General features: G+C 67.1%; 19 protein-coding genes. 3 read left to right on the forward strand and 16 right to left on the reverse strand.

Annotation, left to right across the window (positions count from 1 at the left end):
* Positions 1-46 precede the first annotated feature (46 nt).
* Entirely contained in the window at positions 47-1357 is a 1311-nt protein-coding gene (locus WB794_RS03220; RefSeq protein WP_337334403.1) for an OmpP1/FadL family transporter, read from the reverse strand.
* Positions 1358-1555: 198 nt separating this feature from the next.
* Between WB794_RS03220 and WB794_RS03225 the strand changes: the two genes are divergently transcribed.
* A complete protein-coding gene (locus tag WB794_RS03225) occupies positions 1556-1825 on the forward strand; it encodes a metal-sensitive transcriptional regulator (protein WP_337334404.1) in 270 nt (89 codons plus the stop codon).
* A 5-nt stretch (positions 1826-1830) separates the two neighbouring features.
* On the opposite strand, the gene WB794_RS03230 is transcribed toward WB794_RS03225, so the two are convergent.
* The 13 genes from WB794_RS03230 to WB794_RS03290 are packed head-to-tail and all read right to left on the reverse strand — an operon-like array spanning position 1831 to position 12440.
* Positions 1831-2805: an MBL fold metallo-hydrolase gene (locus WB794_RS03230; RefSeq protein WP_337334405.1), complete on the reverse strand. Its 975-nt coding sequence runs from the start codon at positions 2803-2805 to the stop codon at positions 1831-1833.
* Positions 2802-4520, reverse strand: a complete 1719-nt coding sequence (gene soxB / locus WB794_RS03235) for a thiosulfohydrolase SoxB (RefSeq protein ID WP_337334406.1) — start codon at positions 4518-4520, stop codon at positions 2802-2804. The genes WB794_RS03230 and soxB overlap by 4 nt, the downstream gene beginning before the upstream one ends.
* 12 nt (positions 4521-4532) lie before the next feature.
* Positions 4533-5132, reverse strand: coding sequence for a sulfur oxidation c-type cytochrome SoxX (gene soxX / locus WB794_RS03240; protein ID WP_337334407.1), 600 nt, complete (start codon positions 5130-5132; stop codon positions 4533-4535).
* Between the two features lie 11 nt (positions 5133-5143).
* On the reverse strand, positions 5144-5974 hold the full coding sequence (gene soxA, locus WB794_RS03245) for a sulfur oxidation c-type cytochrome SoxA (RefSeq protein ID WP_337334408.1): 831 nt from the start codon (positions 5972-5974) through the stop codon (positions 5144-5146).
* A 27-nt stretch (positions 5975-6001) separates the two neighbouring features.
* Positions 6002-6313 carry a thiosulfate oxidation carrier complex protein SoxZ gene (gene soxZ / locus WB794_RS03250; RefSeq protein WP_337334409.1) on the reverse strand — a complete coding sequence of 104 codons (312 nt, stop codon included), beginning with the start codon at positions 6311-6313 and terminating at the stop codon, positions 6002-6004.
* A gap of 28 nt (positions 6314-6341) precedes the next feature.
* A complete protein-coding gene (gene soxY, locus WB794_RS03255) occupies positions 6342-6824 on the reverse strand; it encodes a thiosulfate oxidation carrier protein SoxY (RefSeq protein ID WP_337334410.1) in 483 nt (160 codons plus the stop codon).
* A 59-nt stretch (positions 6825-6883) separates the two neighbouring features.
* A complete protein-coding gene (locus WB794_RS03260) occupies positions 6884-7888 on the reverse strand; it encodes a c-type cytochrome (protein ID WP_337334411.1) in 1005 nt (334 codons plus the stop codon).
* On the reverse strand, positions 7875-9197 hold the full coding sequence (gene soxC / locus WB794_RS03265; protein ID WP_337334412.1) for a sulfite dehydrogenase: 1323 nt from the start codon (positions 9195-9197) through the stop codon (positions 7875-7877). The genes WB794_RS03260 and soxC overlap by 14 nt, the downstream gene beginning before the upstream one ends.
* A gap of 51 nt (positions 9198-9248) precedes the next feature.
* Complete coding sequence (locus tag WB794_RS03270; RefSeq protein ID WP_337334413.1) at positions 9249-10196, reverse strand: sulfurtransferase; 948 nt, start codon at positions 10194-10196, stop codon at positions 9249-9251.
* A gap of 47 nt (positions 10197-10243) precedes the next feature.
* Positions 10244-10951 carry a DUF6969 family protein gene (locus tag WB794_RS03275; RefSeq protein WP_337334414.1) on the reverse strand — a complete coding sequence of 236 codons (708 nt, stop codon included), beginning with the start codon at positions 10949-10951 and terminating at the stop codon, positions 10244-10246.
* Entirely contained in the window at positions 10951-11196 is a 246-nt protein-coding gene (locus WB794_RS03280; protein WP_337334415.1) for a hypothetical protein, read from the reverse strand. The genes WB794_RS03275 and WB794_RS03280 overlap by 1 nt, the downstream gene beginning before the upstream one ends.
* Positions 11197-11214: 18 nt before the next feature.
* A complete protein-coding gene (locus WB794_RS03285) occupies positions 11215-11790 on the reverse strand; it encodes a YeeE/YedE thiosulfate transporter family protein (protein ID WP_337334416.1) in 576 nt (191 codons plus the stop codon).
* Positions 11787-12440 carry a YeeE/YedE thiosulfate transporter family protein gene (locus WB794_RS03290; RefSeq protein WP_337334417.1) on the reverse strand — a complete coding sequence of 218 codons (654 nt, stop codon included), beginning with the start codon at positions 12438-12440 and terminating at the stop codon, positions 11787-11789. Before WB794_RS03290 ends, WB794_RS03285 begins: the two co-directional genes overlap by 4 nt.
* Before the next feature lie 157 nt (positions 12441-12597).
* On the opposite strand from WB794_RS03290, the gene WB794_RS03295 reads away from it, so the two are divergent.
* Positions 12598-13974, forward strand: a complete 1377-nt coding sequence (locus WB794_RS03295) for an FCSD flavin-binding domain-containing protein (protein ID WP_337334418.1) — start codon at positions 12598-12600, stop codon at positions 13972-13974.
* A 54-nt stretch (positions 13975-14028) separates the two neighbouring features.
* Positions 14029-14730 (forward strand): Rieske 2Fe-2S domain-containing protein, encoded by a 702-nt coding sequence (locus tag WB794_RS03300; protein WP_337334419.1) that lies wholly within the window; start codon positions 14029-14031, stop codon positions 14728-14730.
* A gap of 16 nt (positions 14731-14746) precedes the next feature.
* Here the strand turns inward: WB794_RS03300 and nuoN are convergent, their stop codons facing one another.
* Positions 14747-16198 carry an NADH-quinone oxidoreductase subunit NuoN gene (nuoN, locus tag WB794_RS03305; protein WP_337334420.1) on the reverse strand — a complete coding sequence of 484 codons (1452 nt, stop codon included), beginning with the start codon at positions 16196-16198 and terminating at the stop codon, positions 14747-14749.
* Positions 16199-16213: 15 nt separating this feature from the next.
* The gene (locus WB794_RS03310) at positions 16214-17725 is read right to left on the reverse strand and encodes an NADH-quinone oxidoreductase subunit M (RefSeq protein ID WP_415926633.1); all 1512 of its coding nucleotides are present in this window, start codon (positions 17723-17725) and stop codon (positions 16214-16216) included.
* Positions 17726-17739: the final 14 nt, after the last annotated feature.

A 17739-nucleotide genomic window follows, 5' to 3' on the forward strand; every position in this document is an offset into this window, starting at 1 on the left:
TCGCGCCCGCGGGGCCGTGCCGTGGCACGACGCCCGCGGGTCGCTTTCACCACTGGTACTGGATGCCGATCGAATCCTGGTACATGGAAATCTCTTCCGTGCCGGCCGGCATCATGCCCATGAAGGCCGGCAGGATCGACGTTCCGCGGACGGTATTCTTGAAGGCGTGCGTGTAGGCCATGGTCAGCTGTCCACCCGACGCCAGGGTGCGGGTGAAGCCCAGCGACAGGTGATCGGTCACGACGCCCGGCGCGAGGATGTTGAAGGTGACGTCGCTGCCGCCGACCGGGTTGTCGGAATGGTTGTAGCCGATGCGCCAGGTCCATTCCGGTGAACTGGCCCATTCCAGCCCGAGCTTCCACACGTCGACGTCCTTCCAGCCGAAGCCCGGCCCGTTCGCCGACCCGAGCTGCGCCTGGGCCATGCTCGAGTTGGCGATCGAGGACACGCTGCCGTACCCGATGCGCACATAGTCCATTGCCATCGTGACATCGGAAGCGGCATGCCAGGCCAGACCCAATCCGTAATTTTCCGGCAGATCGAAGCGGCCGCGGTCGGCGAACAACCCGGCGTAGTCGGAGAAACGACTCATCCTGATCTTGCTGGCATAGCTGAAGCCGAGCGAGAAGGCGTCACCGAGGGCCGCGTAATAGCCGATCCGCAGGCCATAGCCGGTGGAGCTGTCGTGCCCGTTGTTGGTGACCTTGTCCGGCGCGGCGGAAAGGCCCGGCGTGCCGGCGAAGGCGTGCAGGCCGGTTGCCTCGAACTGCTGGTAGACCAGCAGGGGAGACACGCCGATCGACTGCGACGGGGTGATCCGGTAGGCCACGGTGGGCGCGACGATGAGCTGGGTCAGATCGACGCCAAGGCTCCCCATGCCGCACAGCATGTTCGACTCGCCCTGCCCGCAGTTGAAGCCGCTGCCGGGATAGTCGGTGTTCATGCCGCCGTTGCCGTAGAGCGTCACGCCCAGCGCCAGCTCTTCGGTCAGCATCCGGTTCCACGCGAACTCGGGGACGGGGAACCAGTTGCTGCCGCTTTTGGAGGTGCCATCGAGCCCCGGCCCCAGCCCGCTGCGCGTGGCCTCGCGGCGCGGGCTGAATGCGTCCAGGCCCAGCGCGATCTGGTCGCCGGCAAACGCCATGGTGGCCGGATTGTTGGCACCGCCGAAGGCATCGCCGGTCATGGCGATCGAGGCCCCTCCCCGGCCCTTCGCCTTCATGCCGTAGCCGTGTGAAAAATACCCGTCGGTGGCCTGCACGCCGGTCGCGGCCACCAGAAGCGCGATGCACAGCGCGGTACGCGAACGATGGATCGACCGGAATGGAACAAGACTCGCTGCGCGTTGGATCCCCATGATGACTCCCCTCGTGTTGTCTATGGTTGCTGCTGGATGAGGCATTTCCTTCATCACGCCGGGCCCCGGGCAAGGCACCGTGCCATTGCCGGCAGGCCGCCCCCCGGAAACCCGCATGGTGCGGGAGATGTGCCAGAATTGATCGTCGCCGCGCGTGCCGCGTGCGGCCTGTCCGATGACCTTGTGTGGAGAATGTCGATGCGTGAGGAACGCGACGACCGCAAGAAAGTGGCGACCCGGCTGGCGCGCGTCGAAGGCCAGCTGCGCGGGATCCAGGCGCTCATCCAGGGCGGTGCCCAATGCGAGGAAGTGGCGATCCAGATGACTGCCGCGCGCCGCGCGCTGGACCGGGCCTTCTACGAGATGCTGGCCTGCAGCGTGCTCGCCCACGTCGAAGACGCCCCGCAACCGGCAGACATCCGCGCCTCCACCGACGAGCTCACGCGCCTGCTGGTCAAGTTCGCCTGATCCGCTCATTGCGCCAGAGACTCCTGTTCCATCTCCAGGAAAACGCTGTAGGCGTTCTGCCGATTGGCAGCATCAAAGGTGGGAACCTCGGAAAATCGCGACCAATCGATCCGCGCATAGGCCTCGTCGAACGACTCGAAGTTGGCCACCGCCTCGCCCATCTTCTGGCGCAGGAAGCGCAGGTAGTCACGGGTAAGCTGCGCATCGCGCTGCGGCTCGCGCGAGATGGGACCGTGTCCCGGCACCATCACCGTCGCAGGGATGCCCAGCATCCGGTCGAGGGAGTCCAGCCACTGCCGGGTATTGGCCTCGCCGATGAAGGGCACCCGCCCCGAATAGACCAGATCGCCGGAAAACAGCACGCCATCGGGTTTCACCAGAAGCGCCAGGTCATCGGGCGAATGCGCCGGCCCGAGCCGATGCAGCGCGAACTGCACGCCGGCCATCTCGAATTCCTCATCGGCCGTGATCCAGCGATCGGGCAACGGCAGACTGAAGTCGTTTCCCAGGTAGCGCCCGATCTGGGCGCGGCGTTCGGCGAGGCGCGCTTCGCCCGCCTCGGAATTGAGGTAAAGCCTGGCCGCATCATCGGCCCAGATCGCGGCACCCGCGGCGCGCAGCGCGGGAATGCCGTAGAAATGGTCGGCGTGGTAGTGGCCGACCACCGCGAGCCGGATCGGCCTGTCGGTCAGGCGGCGGATTTCCCGGATCATCCGGTCCGCCAGCGCCGGCGAACCCAGGGTGTCGTAGACCACCACGCCATCGTCCCCGATGACGAAACCCGCGTTGGCGATGAAGCCCTCGTTCGCGGCGCTGGCCTCCTCCAGCCGCCCGAGCACTACCCAGGTGTGCGGGCCAACCTGCACCAGCGGAAGCTCCATGCGGCTGGCTTCCCAGTCCGGCTGTTCCGATGCGGCAAAGCCCGACAGCAAGAGAACGCTGGCGGCCATTGCGCGTGCCAGCGTGCGGGGCATCGTCATGCGTCGATCCAGCCCGGATTGTCCGGCTGGCCGATCAGGCGCGGCTGCTCCACCGCGGGCGCGGCAAGGGTGCGGTGCGCGCGCAGGTACTCTTCCACGACATCCCAGATCGGCGCTCCCGTCGCGCCGTCGCCGACCGGTGCCCAGCCGGCCACCTTGTAGGTGCGCTCGGCGTCGACAAGCTCATCCCCCAGGCGCATGTCGCTGATGCGCTTTCCCGACGCCGCACCCGGCTCGCAGGCATAGCTCATGCCGCCCACGCGCACCATGTCGCCGCCCTGCTGGTAATAGGGATCGGGGTTGAACAGGTTGTCGCAGACATCTTCGAGGATCGCCTTGATCTGCGCGCCGGTGAATTCGTTGACGGTGGCGGTGGGATAGGTGATCGCGGTCTGGTCCATCAGGTGCTCGCGCGTGATGGCCGTGCCGGGCAGCAGCGTGGTACCCCAGCGGAAGCCGGGCGAGAAGGCGATCTGGGCCCCCTTGACCTCGCGCAGCGCGTCCAGGATCACCTGGTCGAAACTGCCGTTGAAGTTGCCGCGCCGGTACAGCAGGCCGTCGCAGACCGCGAGTTCCTCCTCCAGCCTGGCGCGGTGCGGCGCGCGGTGCCGCTCGATCAGGGCCGCCATCTCGCGATCGGGTTCGAGCAGGTTGGCGAACACCGGCAGCAAGCGGTAGCGGTAGTCGCGCACCTTGCCGTCCTTCACATCGAAGTCGAGCACGCCCAGGAACTTGCCGTTGCTGCCGGCGTTGGTCACCAGGGTGCGGCCGCCGGGATTTTTCACTTCCACCGGGCGCGGCATCCCGTCGTGGGTGTGCCCGCCCATGATCGCGTCCAGGCCCGTGATGCGCGAGGCGAGCTTGAGGTCGACATCCATGCCGTTGTGCGAGAGCAGTACCACCACCGCGGCACCGGCCCTGCGCGCGTCCGCCACGACCTGCTGGAGACGGTCCTCCTGGATGCCGAAGGTCCACTCGCTGACGAAGCGGCGCGGGTGCGCGATCGGGGTGTAGGGAAAGGCCTGGCCGATGACCGCCACGTCCACGCCGTTGACTCGACGCAGGGTGAAGGGCTGGAACACCTCGTCGTCGAAGTCGGCGGTGCGCACGTTTTGCGCCACGAAGTCGATGCTGCCCTTGAACGGCCCTGCGAGGACCTCCTGCACCCGCTCGGCACCGTAGGTGAACTCCCAGTGTCCGGTCATCACGTCCACGCCGAGCGCGAGCTGGGCCTCGATCATGTCCTGTGCGCCGGTCCACAGCGACAGCGCCGAGCCCTGCCAGGTATCACCGCCGTCCAGCAGGAGCGCGCCCGGACGCTCGGCGCGCAGCCGCTTGACCAGGGTCGACAGGTGGGCGAATCCGCCGACCTTGCCATAGCGCCGCGCGGCGTCGACGAAATCGATGCACGACAGCGCATGCGCTTCGGCCGTGCCCGGGGCGATACCGTAGAACTTCAGCAGCGCCTCGCCGACCAGGTGCGGCGGCTTGCCGCGCGCACTGCCGATGCCCAGGTTCTGCGAGGGCTCGCGGAAGTGGATCGGCAGGAGCTGGGAATGGCAGTCGGTGTAGTGCAGCAGACCGACGTTGCCGAAGGCTGCCGCCTCATACAGCGCGCCCGCATCCGCGGCAGCCAGGGCACGATGGCCGAAAGTCATGCCGGCCGCGGCGGCGGCGGCGAGAACGCCAACGAATTCACGACGCGAAAGATCCATGTGCGGCCTGCCCTACTGGTTCACCGGAGAATCGGGGTCGAACAGCAGCGCCATCACGTCGCGCAGCTGGTCTTCCGTCAGGATCTGCCTGGCACCGAAGCGCGGCATGTTCGAGCAGGGCACGTAGCCCTTCATGTCGTAGACCATGCTCCAGGCCAGCTTGAGCATTGCTTCGGAGCTGCCGCGATTCTTGCCGTAGCCGGTGAGCGAGGGGCCGATGGTGCCGTAGGCGATTTCCGTCGGCGCGAGCTGATGGCAGGCGTAGCAGTTGCCGCCGTTGGGTTCGCCCGGATTGTCCGAGTACTGCAGGCCGGTGCCGCGCTGGGCGATCTGCTCGCCGCGCCGCCAGTCGCCCAGGTAAACCCCGTCCGCCGGATACTTCACGGCTGCGCGGCTCGCGTCGGCCAGACCCATGGTGACCTCGGCGCTCGCGCCCTCGGGGTTCGAGCACGCGGCCTGGATCGCGTCCTGGTCCAGCCGGTCCATTCCGGCCTGGCCGCGTGCCTGGAACGAGGCCTGCATCTGTGCCTTGACGTCCGCCGCACCGGGTTCGGCCGCCAGCGTCCACGGCATCATCCCCGACAGCAGCAAGGACAGCATCGCGAGTTTCATTGTCGCCTCCTTCATCGCTTGAGCCCGGGTGCGGCCATCTGGCCGCCGTTCGCCGTATGCGCGAGGAACAGGGTCAACCCCACCGCCACGGGTGAGCCGTAGACCAGTTCGGGCAGGCGCTGCTGCCGGAAACAGTCGCCGATGCGCCACTCGACGGTGCGAAACTCCCCCTGCGAGACGCGATACGCCGGCCAGGTGGTGTAGGCCTCGCGCGCACCCTGCGGCGTGGCCAGATGCGGAAGCTCCTGCAGCCGGATGCGCTTGCCGGGCGCGTCGTGGCAGGTGGAGCAGGAAAAGTCGTGCGTGCCGGCGCGGTAGAAAAAGGCCGCCTTGCCCAGCTCATAGGCCTTGCGTTCTTCCGGGTGGTCGAGCGATACGTCGATGGTTTCGCCGCGCGACTGCTCGACCAGATAGGCCACCAGGCCTTCCAGATCGGACTTCTTGTCGCCGTCGCCAAAGCGCTGCTTCACCAGTGCGTCCCCGTCGGCACCCAGGCGCGTCATGCAGGTCAGGAGGCGCGATTCGAGGTCCTGCACCCGGCCGGTGTCCTCGAAATAGCGCGGCAGCTTGACGTAGGCGGCGCGGGTCTTGCCCACGCCCAGGCCCAGATCGCAGGTATCGGCCAGGCTCTTGCCCTCGGCGCGCGCAGCCTGCCACAGGCTTTCGCCGCGCACTTCCCACAGCTCGGCCGGATTGTCGTCGCCGAACATCTCGCGATATTCGGCCAGCGGATCGTCCGGCTCGCCGGCCCGGGTCGGGCCGAAACAAACCGCCAGGCCCAGCGCCAGAAAACTCCACGCGCCGCCGCGCAGGAGCGGCCCACCAAAATCCTTGCATTTCATCGCAGGCCTCCTCTTGCTTGCCGGGCGTCAGCCCACCTTGGCTTCGTCGGTGCGCGTCTCGCCGGCCGTGTCCACCCAGGTGATGCGCACCGTGTCGCCCACCGCCGCCCCCTTGAAGCGCAGCGCCAGAAACGGATTCTTGGAAACCGCCGGGCCCCAGTCGGCGCTCATCACTTCACGCTCGTTGCAGGTCACCGTCACCTTGGTGATGTAATGGCCCATCACCACGTTGCCGTCGCCGTCCTTGCGCAACCCGGTTTCCATCGGGTGCGACATCAGCACCTTCACCTCGACCACATCGCCGGTCAGCTTCGCGCGGATCCTCATCGGGTCTGCCATGTCATGTCTCCGTCGTATGTGTGGGTGATCAGCCGCCGCAGCCGCCGAGGGTGACCTTGACCAGCCGGTCGGTGTGGAAATAGCCCGCATCGGTCTGGACCAGGGCAATCACGTTCGAGGTCTCGGCAACCTTCACGCGGGTGGAGACCCAGGCTTCGGTGCCCTCGGGGATGGCGAACACCGCGGTCAGCGCGTGCGGGTTCTTGTCCGAGAGGATCGCGATGCGCCGGGTGCCCGGCAGCTTGCTGGTGATTTCGATCGGCACCACGGCACCGTTCTCCGCGATTTCCGGGGCGTGCAGCTCGATGTCCGCCGACGGCGTCGAGCCGTCCGCGCCCAATTCCCGCAGCACTTCGTCGAAGCCTTGGGGAATGAACTCCTTGCGCCCGAAGCCGGGCGGCACCCGCCTGGCTTCTTCCGCGAACGCACGCGGAAGCAGGTGCGGCGCGGCCAGGAGCGCGAGCGCCCCGCCGCCTGCAAGCTGCAGAAACCGTCGCCTCGTCTTGATCATCGCCTCTTCCTCTTCCAATGAAATTGTCGAAATCCCGCGTCCAGCCGGACGGCGGTACGTCATTTGTCCGGCGCGCCATCGAGCGTCCAGCGCACGATGGCATCCAGTTCCGCATCGCCTGGCCCGACCTGCGGCGGCATCGGGATATCGCCCCAGGTTCCCGAGCCACCGTCGCGGATCTTCTGCCGCAGCAGCGCCTCGGCCGCAGCATCGCCCGCGTACTTTTCCGCCACGGCGCGAAAGCCCGGGCCGACGATGGCCCGGTCGATGCCGTGGCAAACCGTGCAGCCGTGCTGGCCCACCAGTTCCTGCGGTGCCGCCGCGGCGCTCCCTGCCCTCGCCGCAGCCGGGATCATCGCGCCCGATGGCGCGCGCTTGTTCATCGTTGCCAGCCCGCGAAACTCTTCGTCGATGTCGCCGTACATCGATTCGACGAACCCCTCAGGCAGGGTGCCGCTGATGGCGACCTCCTTCTCGCAGTCGCGCATGCAGGCGGTGTTCTGCACGTCGGACTTCCCGTCCACGCGCGACAGGCCGGGGAACGGCGCGTAGCCGTCGCGATTGGGCATCTGCACCGCGACCAGGGTTTCGCGGTTGGCGATGAAATCCGAATCCACGATGTCGTTGAGGTTGAGTACGTAGCCCGAGACCGCATACACCTCGTCGGCGCTGAGCGACTTGGAGTGGGTGTACGGCATCGCCCGGTTGATGTAGTCGAACAGCGTGGTCGCGTAGTTGAGCTTGCTGCCCACGGTGCGGACCGGTGCATCGCTCTTGAGCGAACCGACGCCGCCGGCCAGCGCCATGTATTCGTTGCTCTCGCCGAACGAGCCGTGGCAGACCGCGCAGGAGGCTTCGTAGATCGCCTCGCCGTCATCGACCGAACCTTCGCCATCGGGCAGACCCTGACCATCGGGACGCACGTCGATGTCCCAGCCGGCGATTTCCTCGGCGGTGGCGGTGCGGCCGAGGCCAAAGCCGGTGGCCGAAGCGGCGGAAGCGGCCACGGCAAGACCGAGCCCTGCCGCCAGCGCGATGCGCGCGATGCGATCAGACCTGGACATTGTGCACCTTGCCCTCGGCATCGATCTGCCAGGTCTGGATGGCATTGTTGTGATAGATCGAGCGCGTGCCGCGCACCTCGCGCAGCTGGCGCATCTTCGGCTGGACATAGCCGGTCTCGTCGATGCAGCGGCTCTGCAACAGCGCCGGGCTGCCGTCCCAATGCCAGTCCAGGCGAAAGCGCGTGAGCGCCTTGGACAAGATCGGTTCCTGCAGCACCGCGGTGCGCCAGTTGCGGCCGCCGTCGGTCGACACGTCCACGCGCCTGACCTTGCCGCGGCCCGACCAGGCCAGTCCGGTGATCTGGTAGTAGCCGCCCTTGTCGAGCAGGTGTTGCCCGCCCGAGGGCGAGGTGATGACCGACTTGGCTTCCTGGATCCAGGTGTATTGCCGGCTGGAGCCGTCCGGCATCAGGTCGCTGTATTGCAGGGATTCCTCGCGCGTGTTCCAGGGCTGGTCGCCGACCTTGAGCCGGCGCAGCCACTTCACCGATGAAATGCCCTGCACGCCCGGCACCAGCAGGCGCAGCGGGTAGCCCTGCTCGGGCCGGATCATCTCGCCGTTCTGCCCGTAGGCAAGCAGCACGTCGTCGAGCGCGAACTCGATCGGGATGGTGCGGGTCAGGCCGGCCGCGTCCGCGCCTTCGGCGAGGATGAACTTCGCCTTCTTGCGATCAAAACCGACGTCGTCCAGCAGCGTGGACAACGGCACGCCGGTCCACTCGGCACAGCCGAGCATGCCATGGGTGTACTGCACCGTCGGCACCGCCGGGTTGCCCCACTCCATCGCGGAGTTGGCACCGCACTCGATGAAGTGGATGCGCGAGACCGACGGGAAGCGCAGGATGTCCTCCATCGTGTAGATCTTCGACTCGCGCACCAGACCATGGATGATCAGCCGATGCGCGTACGGATCGATGTCGGGGCGACCGTTGTGGTGGCGCTCGAAGTGCAGCCCGTTGGGCGTGATGATGCCGAACAGGTTCTGCAGCGGCGTGAACGCCACCGAGGACTGGGTGGTCGTGGTGAGGCCGGGGCTGATGCGCCGGATGATGTTGCGCTCGAACGGTGAAGGCGCGCCGTACGGATCGACGCCCACCGGCTTGCCGAGGGCCTGCGACCAAGGCGGCACGTTCGGCGGCAGCAGCTTGGGATCGACTTCGGCAGCGGCGGCCTGCGCCCTGCCGAGCGCGACCGCGGCGGCACCCGCGGCGGCGGCCGCGAACAGGTTTCGGCGCGAGCGCCCGGAAGGACTCAGGCTCGCTTCCGCCGCGGGCAGCACCCGGCCCGGCTTGTGATCAGAAGAGTCCATGCTCACCCCTGCTGCCTCGGCATTCGTCGCGTCGACCGACGCTGCAACGCGTCACGGCAGCCCCACCACCGGACGATCCTCCGCCGTCCATTCGTGCATGGAGCCGTCATACATGCTCACGTCCGGGTTTTTCATGATCTCGCTGAGCACGAACCACGCACCGGATGCCATGTGGCCGGTGTTGCAATAGGCGACCGCCGGCTTGGCCGGGTCGATGCCCAGGTGCGCGAACACCCCCGCATACTTCTGTGCCGACAGGAAGTGCATCGCGCCGCCGCGCTTTTCCGCGCGAACCTCCGGCGGAAAATCCAGCGCGGTCTCGATGTGGCCGGCGGCCTTGACCGATGACTTGCGCTCCAGCCCCAGGTAGAACGACAGTGGCCGGGCGTCGATGATCTGGCGGCCATCGGCGGCCGCGCCCGCCACGTCGTCGGAGCGCGCGAACAGCGCGCTGCGTTCGTCACCGGCATTCCAGGTTCCGCCACCGCCCGGGGCCGCCTCGCCGATCACCGGCTGGCCGGCCTCGATCCACGCCGCGGTGCCGCCGTCGAGGATCGCGAGCGCGTCGTCGCCGTAGACCTTCATCGACCAGTAGATGCGCGCCGCCATGTCCAGATCGCTGCCGGTCGTGCCGTCGGAGACGATCACGGTCGGGCGATCGGCCTTCACGCCCACGTCGCGCATCAGCGCCTGGAAGCTCTGCGCATCGGGCAGCATGTGGTCGATCTCGCGCCCGTCGACCGTGCGCTTCGTGCGCGCGCGCGAGAAGTCGAGCAGCAGCGCGCCGGGGATGTGTCCGCCGAGCCGGGTGAGCGTTCTGGTGCCGTTGGCTTCGGCGAACTCCGGGGCACCGGTGAAGGCGGCCGGATCCTCGCGCACGTCGAGCACGTTCACATCGCTGCGGTGGGCCTGCAGCCATTCGACCGACACCAGCGGTCCGGGAAGCTCCACCTGGCTGGCGGCGGTGCCGCACGCGCCCAAGAGGGGCAGAAGCAGCATGGCAAGAATTCGCTGGAACATACGCTGGGTCTCCTGACCGTCCGATTTCACGAAAGAACCTGATCGATGGCTGCCACCTGGGCCTGCAGCGACACGGGGCACTCGCTCAACACATGCATGCGGCGATCCTCGAGCACGCGGCTGCCGCGCACCTGGGCGCGGCGGTCGCGGTGGCGGAGCAGTGCCACGATTTGCGGCATGAATATCGTCACCAGTCCACGCAGCCAGCGCTCGACTGCCGTCATTTCCTGCGCCGGCTCGCGGGTGATCCGCTCAAGCGCCGCGAGCGTCGCGTCCGCTCCCAGCCAGCGCTCGTTGGTGACCCAGCGGTTGGTGGTGAACAGCCGCCGCGGCATGCCCCGTGCGTCCACTCCGATCCCGACCAGGTGGGCGTGGTTGGCACCTGGCCCCTGCGCTTCGGGCAAGGCCACGAACAGGTGGAAGTGCCCGTGCTCGCCGCGCACGGCGCGATCGTGCGAGTGGTAGTAGAAAAAGAATTCGCCGGCGCGCTGATCGCGCTGCGCGTCATTGGCGTACTGCTCCCACGCCACCGGATCGGCGACGCCCAGGGCATCCGCCAGTGGCGTGATTCCGCGCGTGGCGTAGTCGTTCAGGAGTTCGACCAGATCCCGCGCCGAAGCCTGCGTGCGACGGGCGCGCAGCCGGCCCTGCGCGCCGAGTTCGCCCAGCAGCGCGCCGCGTGCAAGGCTGACACGCGGCCGGTCCGGATCGATGCGTACGGCGGCGCTGGCCATCAGTTGCCTCCTGGCTTGGGTGCGCAGGGATTGGGCGGCGCGGCACCCTGCTCCTTCTTCTCGGCCCGCGGCTGCGGGGCGCAGGGATTGGCGGCCCGTGGCGGCGGCGCGCAGGGATTGGCGGCGGCGCTCTTGGGTGCTTCTTCGCTGGCCGGCGGCGTGGGGTCGGCACAGCCGCCCAGGGCACCGATCGACAGCAGTGCCGTCGACAGCGCGGCGGCCAGCGGCAGGGATTTCTTGTTCATGTCGGAACTCCGCGCGCCTCAGTCGGCGCAAATGATCGATTCGGAAACGGGAACGCGCCGGGTGAGCCAGCCGCCGATGGCGGCGACCGCGATCAGCACCAGCAGCACCACGCCATCGGGAATGTGCAGAAGCTGCCCCAGGGTCTGCGCCTGCGGCCCGGGGGCCGCCGCCAGCAGCGGAATGAGCCCGTCGAAGAACGTCGCGAACAGCACCACGCCCAGGACGAGTCCGATGAAGAACATGACGCCATCCAGGCGTCCCGCCGCGGCGCCGACCACCGAGGTGCCGGGGCAGTAGCCACCCACCCCCATGCCGGCACCGACCAGCACGCCACCCAGCAGCGTGGCCCACAGGAAAGTGGTCGGAACATAAAGTTCGGACCACTGCAGCACGCCCGCCAGCTGCAGCAGGTACAACCCCGATGCGGCGACCACGATGGCGGTGAACATCACGTTGAACACCGTCCAGTCCTTCAGCCGCAGCTGGGCGGTGAGGCGGCAGCCGTTGCCCAGGCCCCCGCGCTGCAGCACAAAGCCGAACAGCGCGCCCCAGACCAGGCCCGAGAGCGGCGAATTCCATGCAAGCAGGGTCATTTCCAGAGCCTCCGGGTAGCAAAGCCGACCAGGATGCCGGCGACAAAGAAACCGATGAGGAAGACGAATCCGGCGGTGGCGAGCACCGCGCCGCCGGAGAGCCCCAGGCCGCTGGTGCAGCCGGCCGCGAGGCGGGCACCGAAGCCGGAGAGAATCCCGCCGCCCAGCGCGAGCGCCATCCGAGCCGGATTGTTCATGCGCGGGGGGCCTTCGATCCGGAACCGCAGGTGCCCCGACCACCAGGCCGCCAGCAGCGCGCCCAGGCCGACGCCGATCACCTCCCACACGATCCACGCGTTCAGCGGATTGGCTCCGTCGGCCACCATCGGGCCCAGATAGTCATTGCCTGCGGTGGCCTCGGGCGCGATGGCGTTCGACGCGACCGCGGCGATCGCCGTCGGCGTCCCGGACGCGCCGAGGCCGTGCCCGGTCGCAAGAAAAGTCCCCAACAGCACCAGGCCGAGGGCTACCCCGGCCACGTGCGCATTCCAGATCGGTCGAATCTTCATTGCCGCCTTTCCCCATTGCGGATCAGCATACCCCGTGGGGTATAGTCGACATGCTGTATACCGTTTCGCCCGGACAGATTCACGCTGCACTGCGGCAATCAGACCGGCTTCTCGAGCCGTTCGGACTGATCGTTTCCGCACCGGCAAAAACCTCCAAAGCGAAGTGGAATACGCAAACGGGGACCACAACAATGCGCATCCAACACGGCCGTCAATTCAACCTGCAGCACGCTCCGGCCGGAGCGGACGTCGCCTGCCCTGGAACCCACATCACTTCTTGCAGAGGGGTAAGAACGTCATGAGCGAACAAAACAAGCGTCGCCAATTCCTGAAGCTCGGCGCGGGTGCGCTGGCGGCAGGGCCGGCTGCGATGGTCGTCGGCGGCAGTCTTCTGGCCGGTCCGGCGCGCGCGGCTGGCGCGGCCGAGGTGCCTGCGGTATCAACCCGCACCCTGGCGGACCTGCCCAAGGCCAACGGCCCGCGGCTGGTGATCGTCGGCGGCGGCACCTCGGGACTCACGATTGCCAAGTACGCCAAAAGGGAGTACCCGAAGTTCGACGTGGTCCTGGTCGAAAAGCGCGACATGTATGCCTCGTGCTTCTCCAGCAACCTGCTGTACACGGGCATCATCGATCTGGAGTTCCTGGCCAACCACAGCTACCTCGATGCCGCGGCCAACAACGGCTACACCTTCTTCAACGCCACGGTCACGGGCCTGGACCGCGGCAGCAAACGGCTGGCCACCAGCGCGGGCGACATCGCCTACGACTTCCTCGTGCTGGCACCGGGGCTGGACTACGACTACGGCAAGATCGGCGTCGAGGATGTGGAAACCCGCACCCAACTGCGCCAGCGCTATCCCGGCGGTTTCACCTCGCCGACCGAGCACGTCACGCTGCGCCGCAAGATCCGGGAGTTCGAGGGCGGGCTGTTCATCCAGACCGTGCCTTCTGGCAACTACCGCTGCGCGCCGGCACCCTACGAGCGCGCCTGCATGATTGCTTCCGTGATCAGGCGCAACAAGCTCAAGGCCAAGGTGCTCGTGCTGGACGCCAATCCGGAGATCAAGACCAAGGCCGCCGGCTTCCACGCCGCTTTCGACGAGCTTTACAAGGACATCATCGAGTGGAAGCCCAGCTCGCCGGTCACCGGCGTCGACGTGGGCAAGCGCATCATCAGGACCGAGTTCGACGACTACGCCTTCGACGAGGCCGCGATCTATCCCAACGTGCGCGCCTCCACGCTCATTGAAACCCTGGGCCTGATGGCACCCGGTTCGAAGAGCAACCAGAAAGAAGCCGACATCGACACGCGCTTCTACAACTTCATCGGCGATCCCTATGTGTACGTGACCGGCGACTCGCGGCCCCAGCCCTATTCCAAGAGCGGCAGCACCGCCAACAGCGAAGGCCACTACATCGCCCGCCTGCTGGCGGCCCGCGCGCAGGGCAAGGAAATCGAGTGGGCCTCGCCCTCGAACCTGTGCTATTCCATGGTCAGCGCCGATCCGCAAGAGGCGATCTGGGTCACGGGCCGCTACGTCTACGACGCGGAAAAGGACCTGATCGTGGGAGCCTCCGAGGACACCAAGGCCCACAACGACCGCACGACGGCCAACGGCCTGGCCACCCTGGAGTGGGCACGCGGCATGTACCGCGACATGTTCAAGGCCTGACGCGGCATCCAGCGGGGCCGCCTTGACGGCCCCGCCCTCCCGGACGGACACCCGATGGATCGACGACGCTTCGTGACGCTCTGCGCCAGCACCCCCCTCCTCGCCGGACTCGCCGGGCACCGGGCTTTTGCCGGCCCGATGGTCGACTATCCGGCAGCCGAACTCGTGGATGCGGACGGCGCACCGCTCAAGGCATCGGCGATCCCGACCGGCGAAGCGCTGATCTTCAGCTATCCGTTCCGCGCCATTCCCTGCTTCCTGATCCGTCTCAGGTCCCGGACCGAGACGGTGGACGAGCTGAGCACGATGGACGGGGAGAGCTATCGCAGCCCCGCCGGCGTCGGTCCCGATTCCAGCCTCGTCGCCTTCGTCGCGATCTGCACCCACCAGCTCAGCTACCCGACCGCGCAGGCGAGCTTCCTGAGCTATGCGTCCGACACGGGCGCGCTGGCCGACGCGCCGGGTCGCATCGTGTGCTGCGCGCACGGCAGCGTGTTCGATCCGTCGCGCGGCGCACGGCTGGTGGCCGGCCCTGCCCCGTCGCCGCTGGTGCCGGTGCGCCTCGCGCACGATCCGGAAACCGACCGGTTGCGCGCGACCGGCAGCCTGGGTGAAGCCTTCTTCCGGCGCTTCTTCGATGCCTACAAGGGCGACCTGATCGAACGCTACGGCCCGGGCGTCTACCGCCAGCCGGTGGACGGAACCAGCGTCGCCCTTCCCCAGAGCCGCTATTCGGCGGTGGTGGCCGGCTGCTGAGTGCCGCGTTCCCGGCTCAGCCGCGGAACGCCGCCAGACACATATCCAGCAGCGGGCTCCAGAACAGGCCCAGCACCAGCATCGCCAGCGCGTTGACCGAGAACACCCAGCGCAGCTGCGGGTCGGCCTGCGGCTCGATCGTGACCTCGTCGGAGGGCGCATCGAAGAACATGATCTTGACCACGCGCAGGTAGTAGAACGCGCCGATCACGGCGAACACCACGGCGGAAATCGCCAGCCACAGCAGGTCCGCGTCGATGGCCGCGCGGATCACCGCCAGCTTGGCCCAGAAGCCGAACAGCGGCGGCACGCCGGCGAGCGAGAACATCAGCAGCAGAATCATCAGCGCGAACCACGGGTGGGTACGGAACAGCCCGCGGTAGTCGCTCAGCTCCTCGGCCTCGAAGCCCTTGCGCGACATCAGGATGATGGCCGCGAACGAACCGGCTGCCATCAGGGTGTAGCAGATGGCGTAGAGCGTGGCGGCCGCATAGCCTTCCGGCGTGCCGTTGGCCAGGCCCAGGAACAGGAAGCCGACGTGCGAGATCGCCGAATAGGCCAGCATGCGCTTGAAGTTGGTCTGCATGATGGCGATCAGGTTGCCGAGCGCCAGCGACAGGAAGGCCAGCCACGCCAGCACGATCTGCCAGTGCATGTCGATGCTGCCGGCGGCATTGTCGAAAAGGCGATAGGCCATGCCCAGCGCCGCGAGCTTGGGCGCGGCGCTGATGAACAGTGTGATCGCCGTCGGCGCGCCCTGATAGACGTCAGGCAGCCACATGTGGAACGGCGCGGCACCGAACTTGAACGCGACGCCCACGACGATGAAGACCACCCCGAACAGGAACAGCGTGCGCTGATCACCCTGCAGCACGGCGGCCGCTTCGGAGATCCGCGCAATGTCGAGCGTGCCGGTGACGCCGTAGAGCATGCTCATGCCGTACAGCAGCATGCCCGAGGCCATCGCGCCGAGCACGAAGTACTTGATCGCCGCCTCCGAAGCCAGGCGGTTGTCGCGATCGAACGCCACCAGGGCGTAGGACGACAGCGCCAGCAGTTCCAGGCCCAGGTACACCACCGTCAGGTTTCCCGCCGAAACCAGCAGCATCATGCCCAGCACCGCGAACAGGCAGAGCATGTAGAACTCGCCCTTGAACAGGTTGCGATCCTTCAGGTACGGCTTGGCGTACACGAAGGCCAGCGCGGTCATCAGGTAGATGAACAGCTTGAGCAGGTCGCCGACGGCATCGCGCTGGAAGGTGTCGGAAAAGACCCGCACCGGCAGCGGCACGCCCGGCACGCCGCGCAGGGTCAGCACCGCGGCCACCGCGAGGATCGCCAGCGCGAGGAAGTGGATGAAGCCGCGGCGCTCCTGGCTCAGGAACAGGTCGGTCAGCAGCAGGCCGCAGGTGGCGGCAAGCAGGAACAGCTCGGGCAGCATCGGCAGAAAGTCGGCGGAAGTGATCATCGTCGTTTCCCTGCCTTACAGCTTGGTCGCGGCGATCTGCATCGCCAGTTGCGCAATCGAGGATTGCATCAGGTCGGTCAGCGGCTTGGGATACACGCCCAGCGCCAGCACGCCGGCGGCGAACAGCCCCAGAGCCAGCGTCTCGCGCGGGCTCACGTCCTTCATTTCCGCGACCGCCGGATTGGTGATCGGCCCGAACATCACGCGCTTGACCAGCCACAGCGAATAGCCGGCGGCGATGATCAGCGTCGTCGCCGCGGCCACCGCGATCCATACGTTGGATTGGAGCAGCGTCAGAATGATCATGAACTCGCCGACGAAGCCGGAGGTGCCCGGCAGACCGGAGTTGGCCATCGAGAAGAAGATCACGAAGAAGCCGAACCACGGCATGACCTGCATGACGCCGCCGTAATCCTTGATCGTGCGCGTGTGCATGCGGTCGTAGAGCACGCCGACCCAGGAGAACATGGCACCGGAAATGAAGCCGTGGCTGATCATCTGCACCATCGCGCCCTGCAGGCCGAGCTGCGCGGCATCGGGATTGCCGGCATCGCGCACCAGCCAGAGCGCCACGAAAATGCCCAGCGTCACGAAGCCCATGTGCGCGACAGACGAATAGGCCACCAGTTTCTTCATGTCGGCCTGCACCAGCGCCACCAGGCCGACGACGATCACCGCGATCAGCGAAAGGCCGATCATCACCCCGGCATACTCGGCGCTGGCGTCGGGCAGGATCGGCAGCGAGAAACGCAGGAAACCGTAGGCACCGATCTTCAGCATGATCGCGGCCAGGATCACCGATCCGCCGGTAGGTGCCTCGACGTGCGCATCGGGCAGCCAGGTGTGGACCGGAAACATCGGGATCTTGATGGCGAAGGCACCGAAGAAGGCCAGGAACAGCCAGGCCTGCTCGGTCATGGTGAGCGGCTGGGCGTAGAGGTCGGCGAACTGGAAGCTGCCGCCCTTCACGTACAGGTAGATCAGGCCGATCAGCAGGAACACCGAGCCGAAGAAGGTGTAGAGAAAGAACTTGAGCGTGGCGTACACGCGCCGCGGCCCGCCCCAGACGCCGATGATGATGAACATCGGGATCAGCATGCCTTCGAAGAAGGCATAGAAGAGGATGGTGTCGAGCGCGCAGAACACGCCGATCATCAGCCCTTCCAGGATCAGGAAGGCGGCCATGTACTGCGCCACCCATTTGTCCACCGAGCGCCAGGCGCCGATGATCACGGGGATCGTGGTGAACGTGGTCAGAAGGACCAGCGCCACCGAAATGCCGTCCACGCCCAGGTGGTAGCGGATGCCGTAGGCCGTGATCCACTCCACGTCCCTGACGAACTGCATGGCCGGGCTGGCCAGGTCGAAATCGGCGTAGAGCTGCAGGCTCAAGACGAAGGTGACGAGCGCCACCGCAAGCGCGAACCAGCGCGCCGCCTCGGGCCGCTTGGAGTAGAGCAGCACCGCCGCGCCGCCGAGCATCGGCAGCCAGATCAGCGCGCTGAGGAGTGAGTCGTGGGGCAGCATGGGGCGTGGATCCT

Source organism: Denitratimonas tolerans (assembly GCF_037203605.1).
Taxonomy (GTDB): domain Bacteria; phylum Pseudomonadota; class Gammaproteobacteria; order Xanthomonadales; family Xanthomonadaceae; genus Denitratimonas; species Denitratimonas tolerans.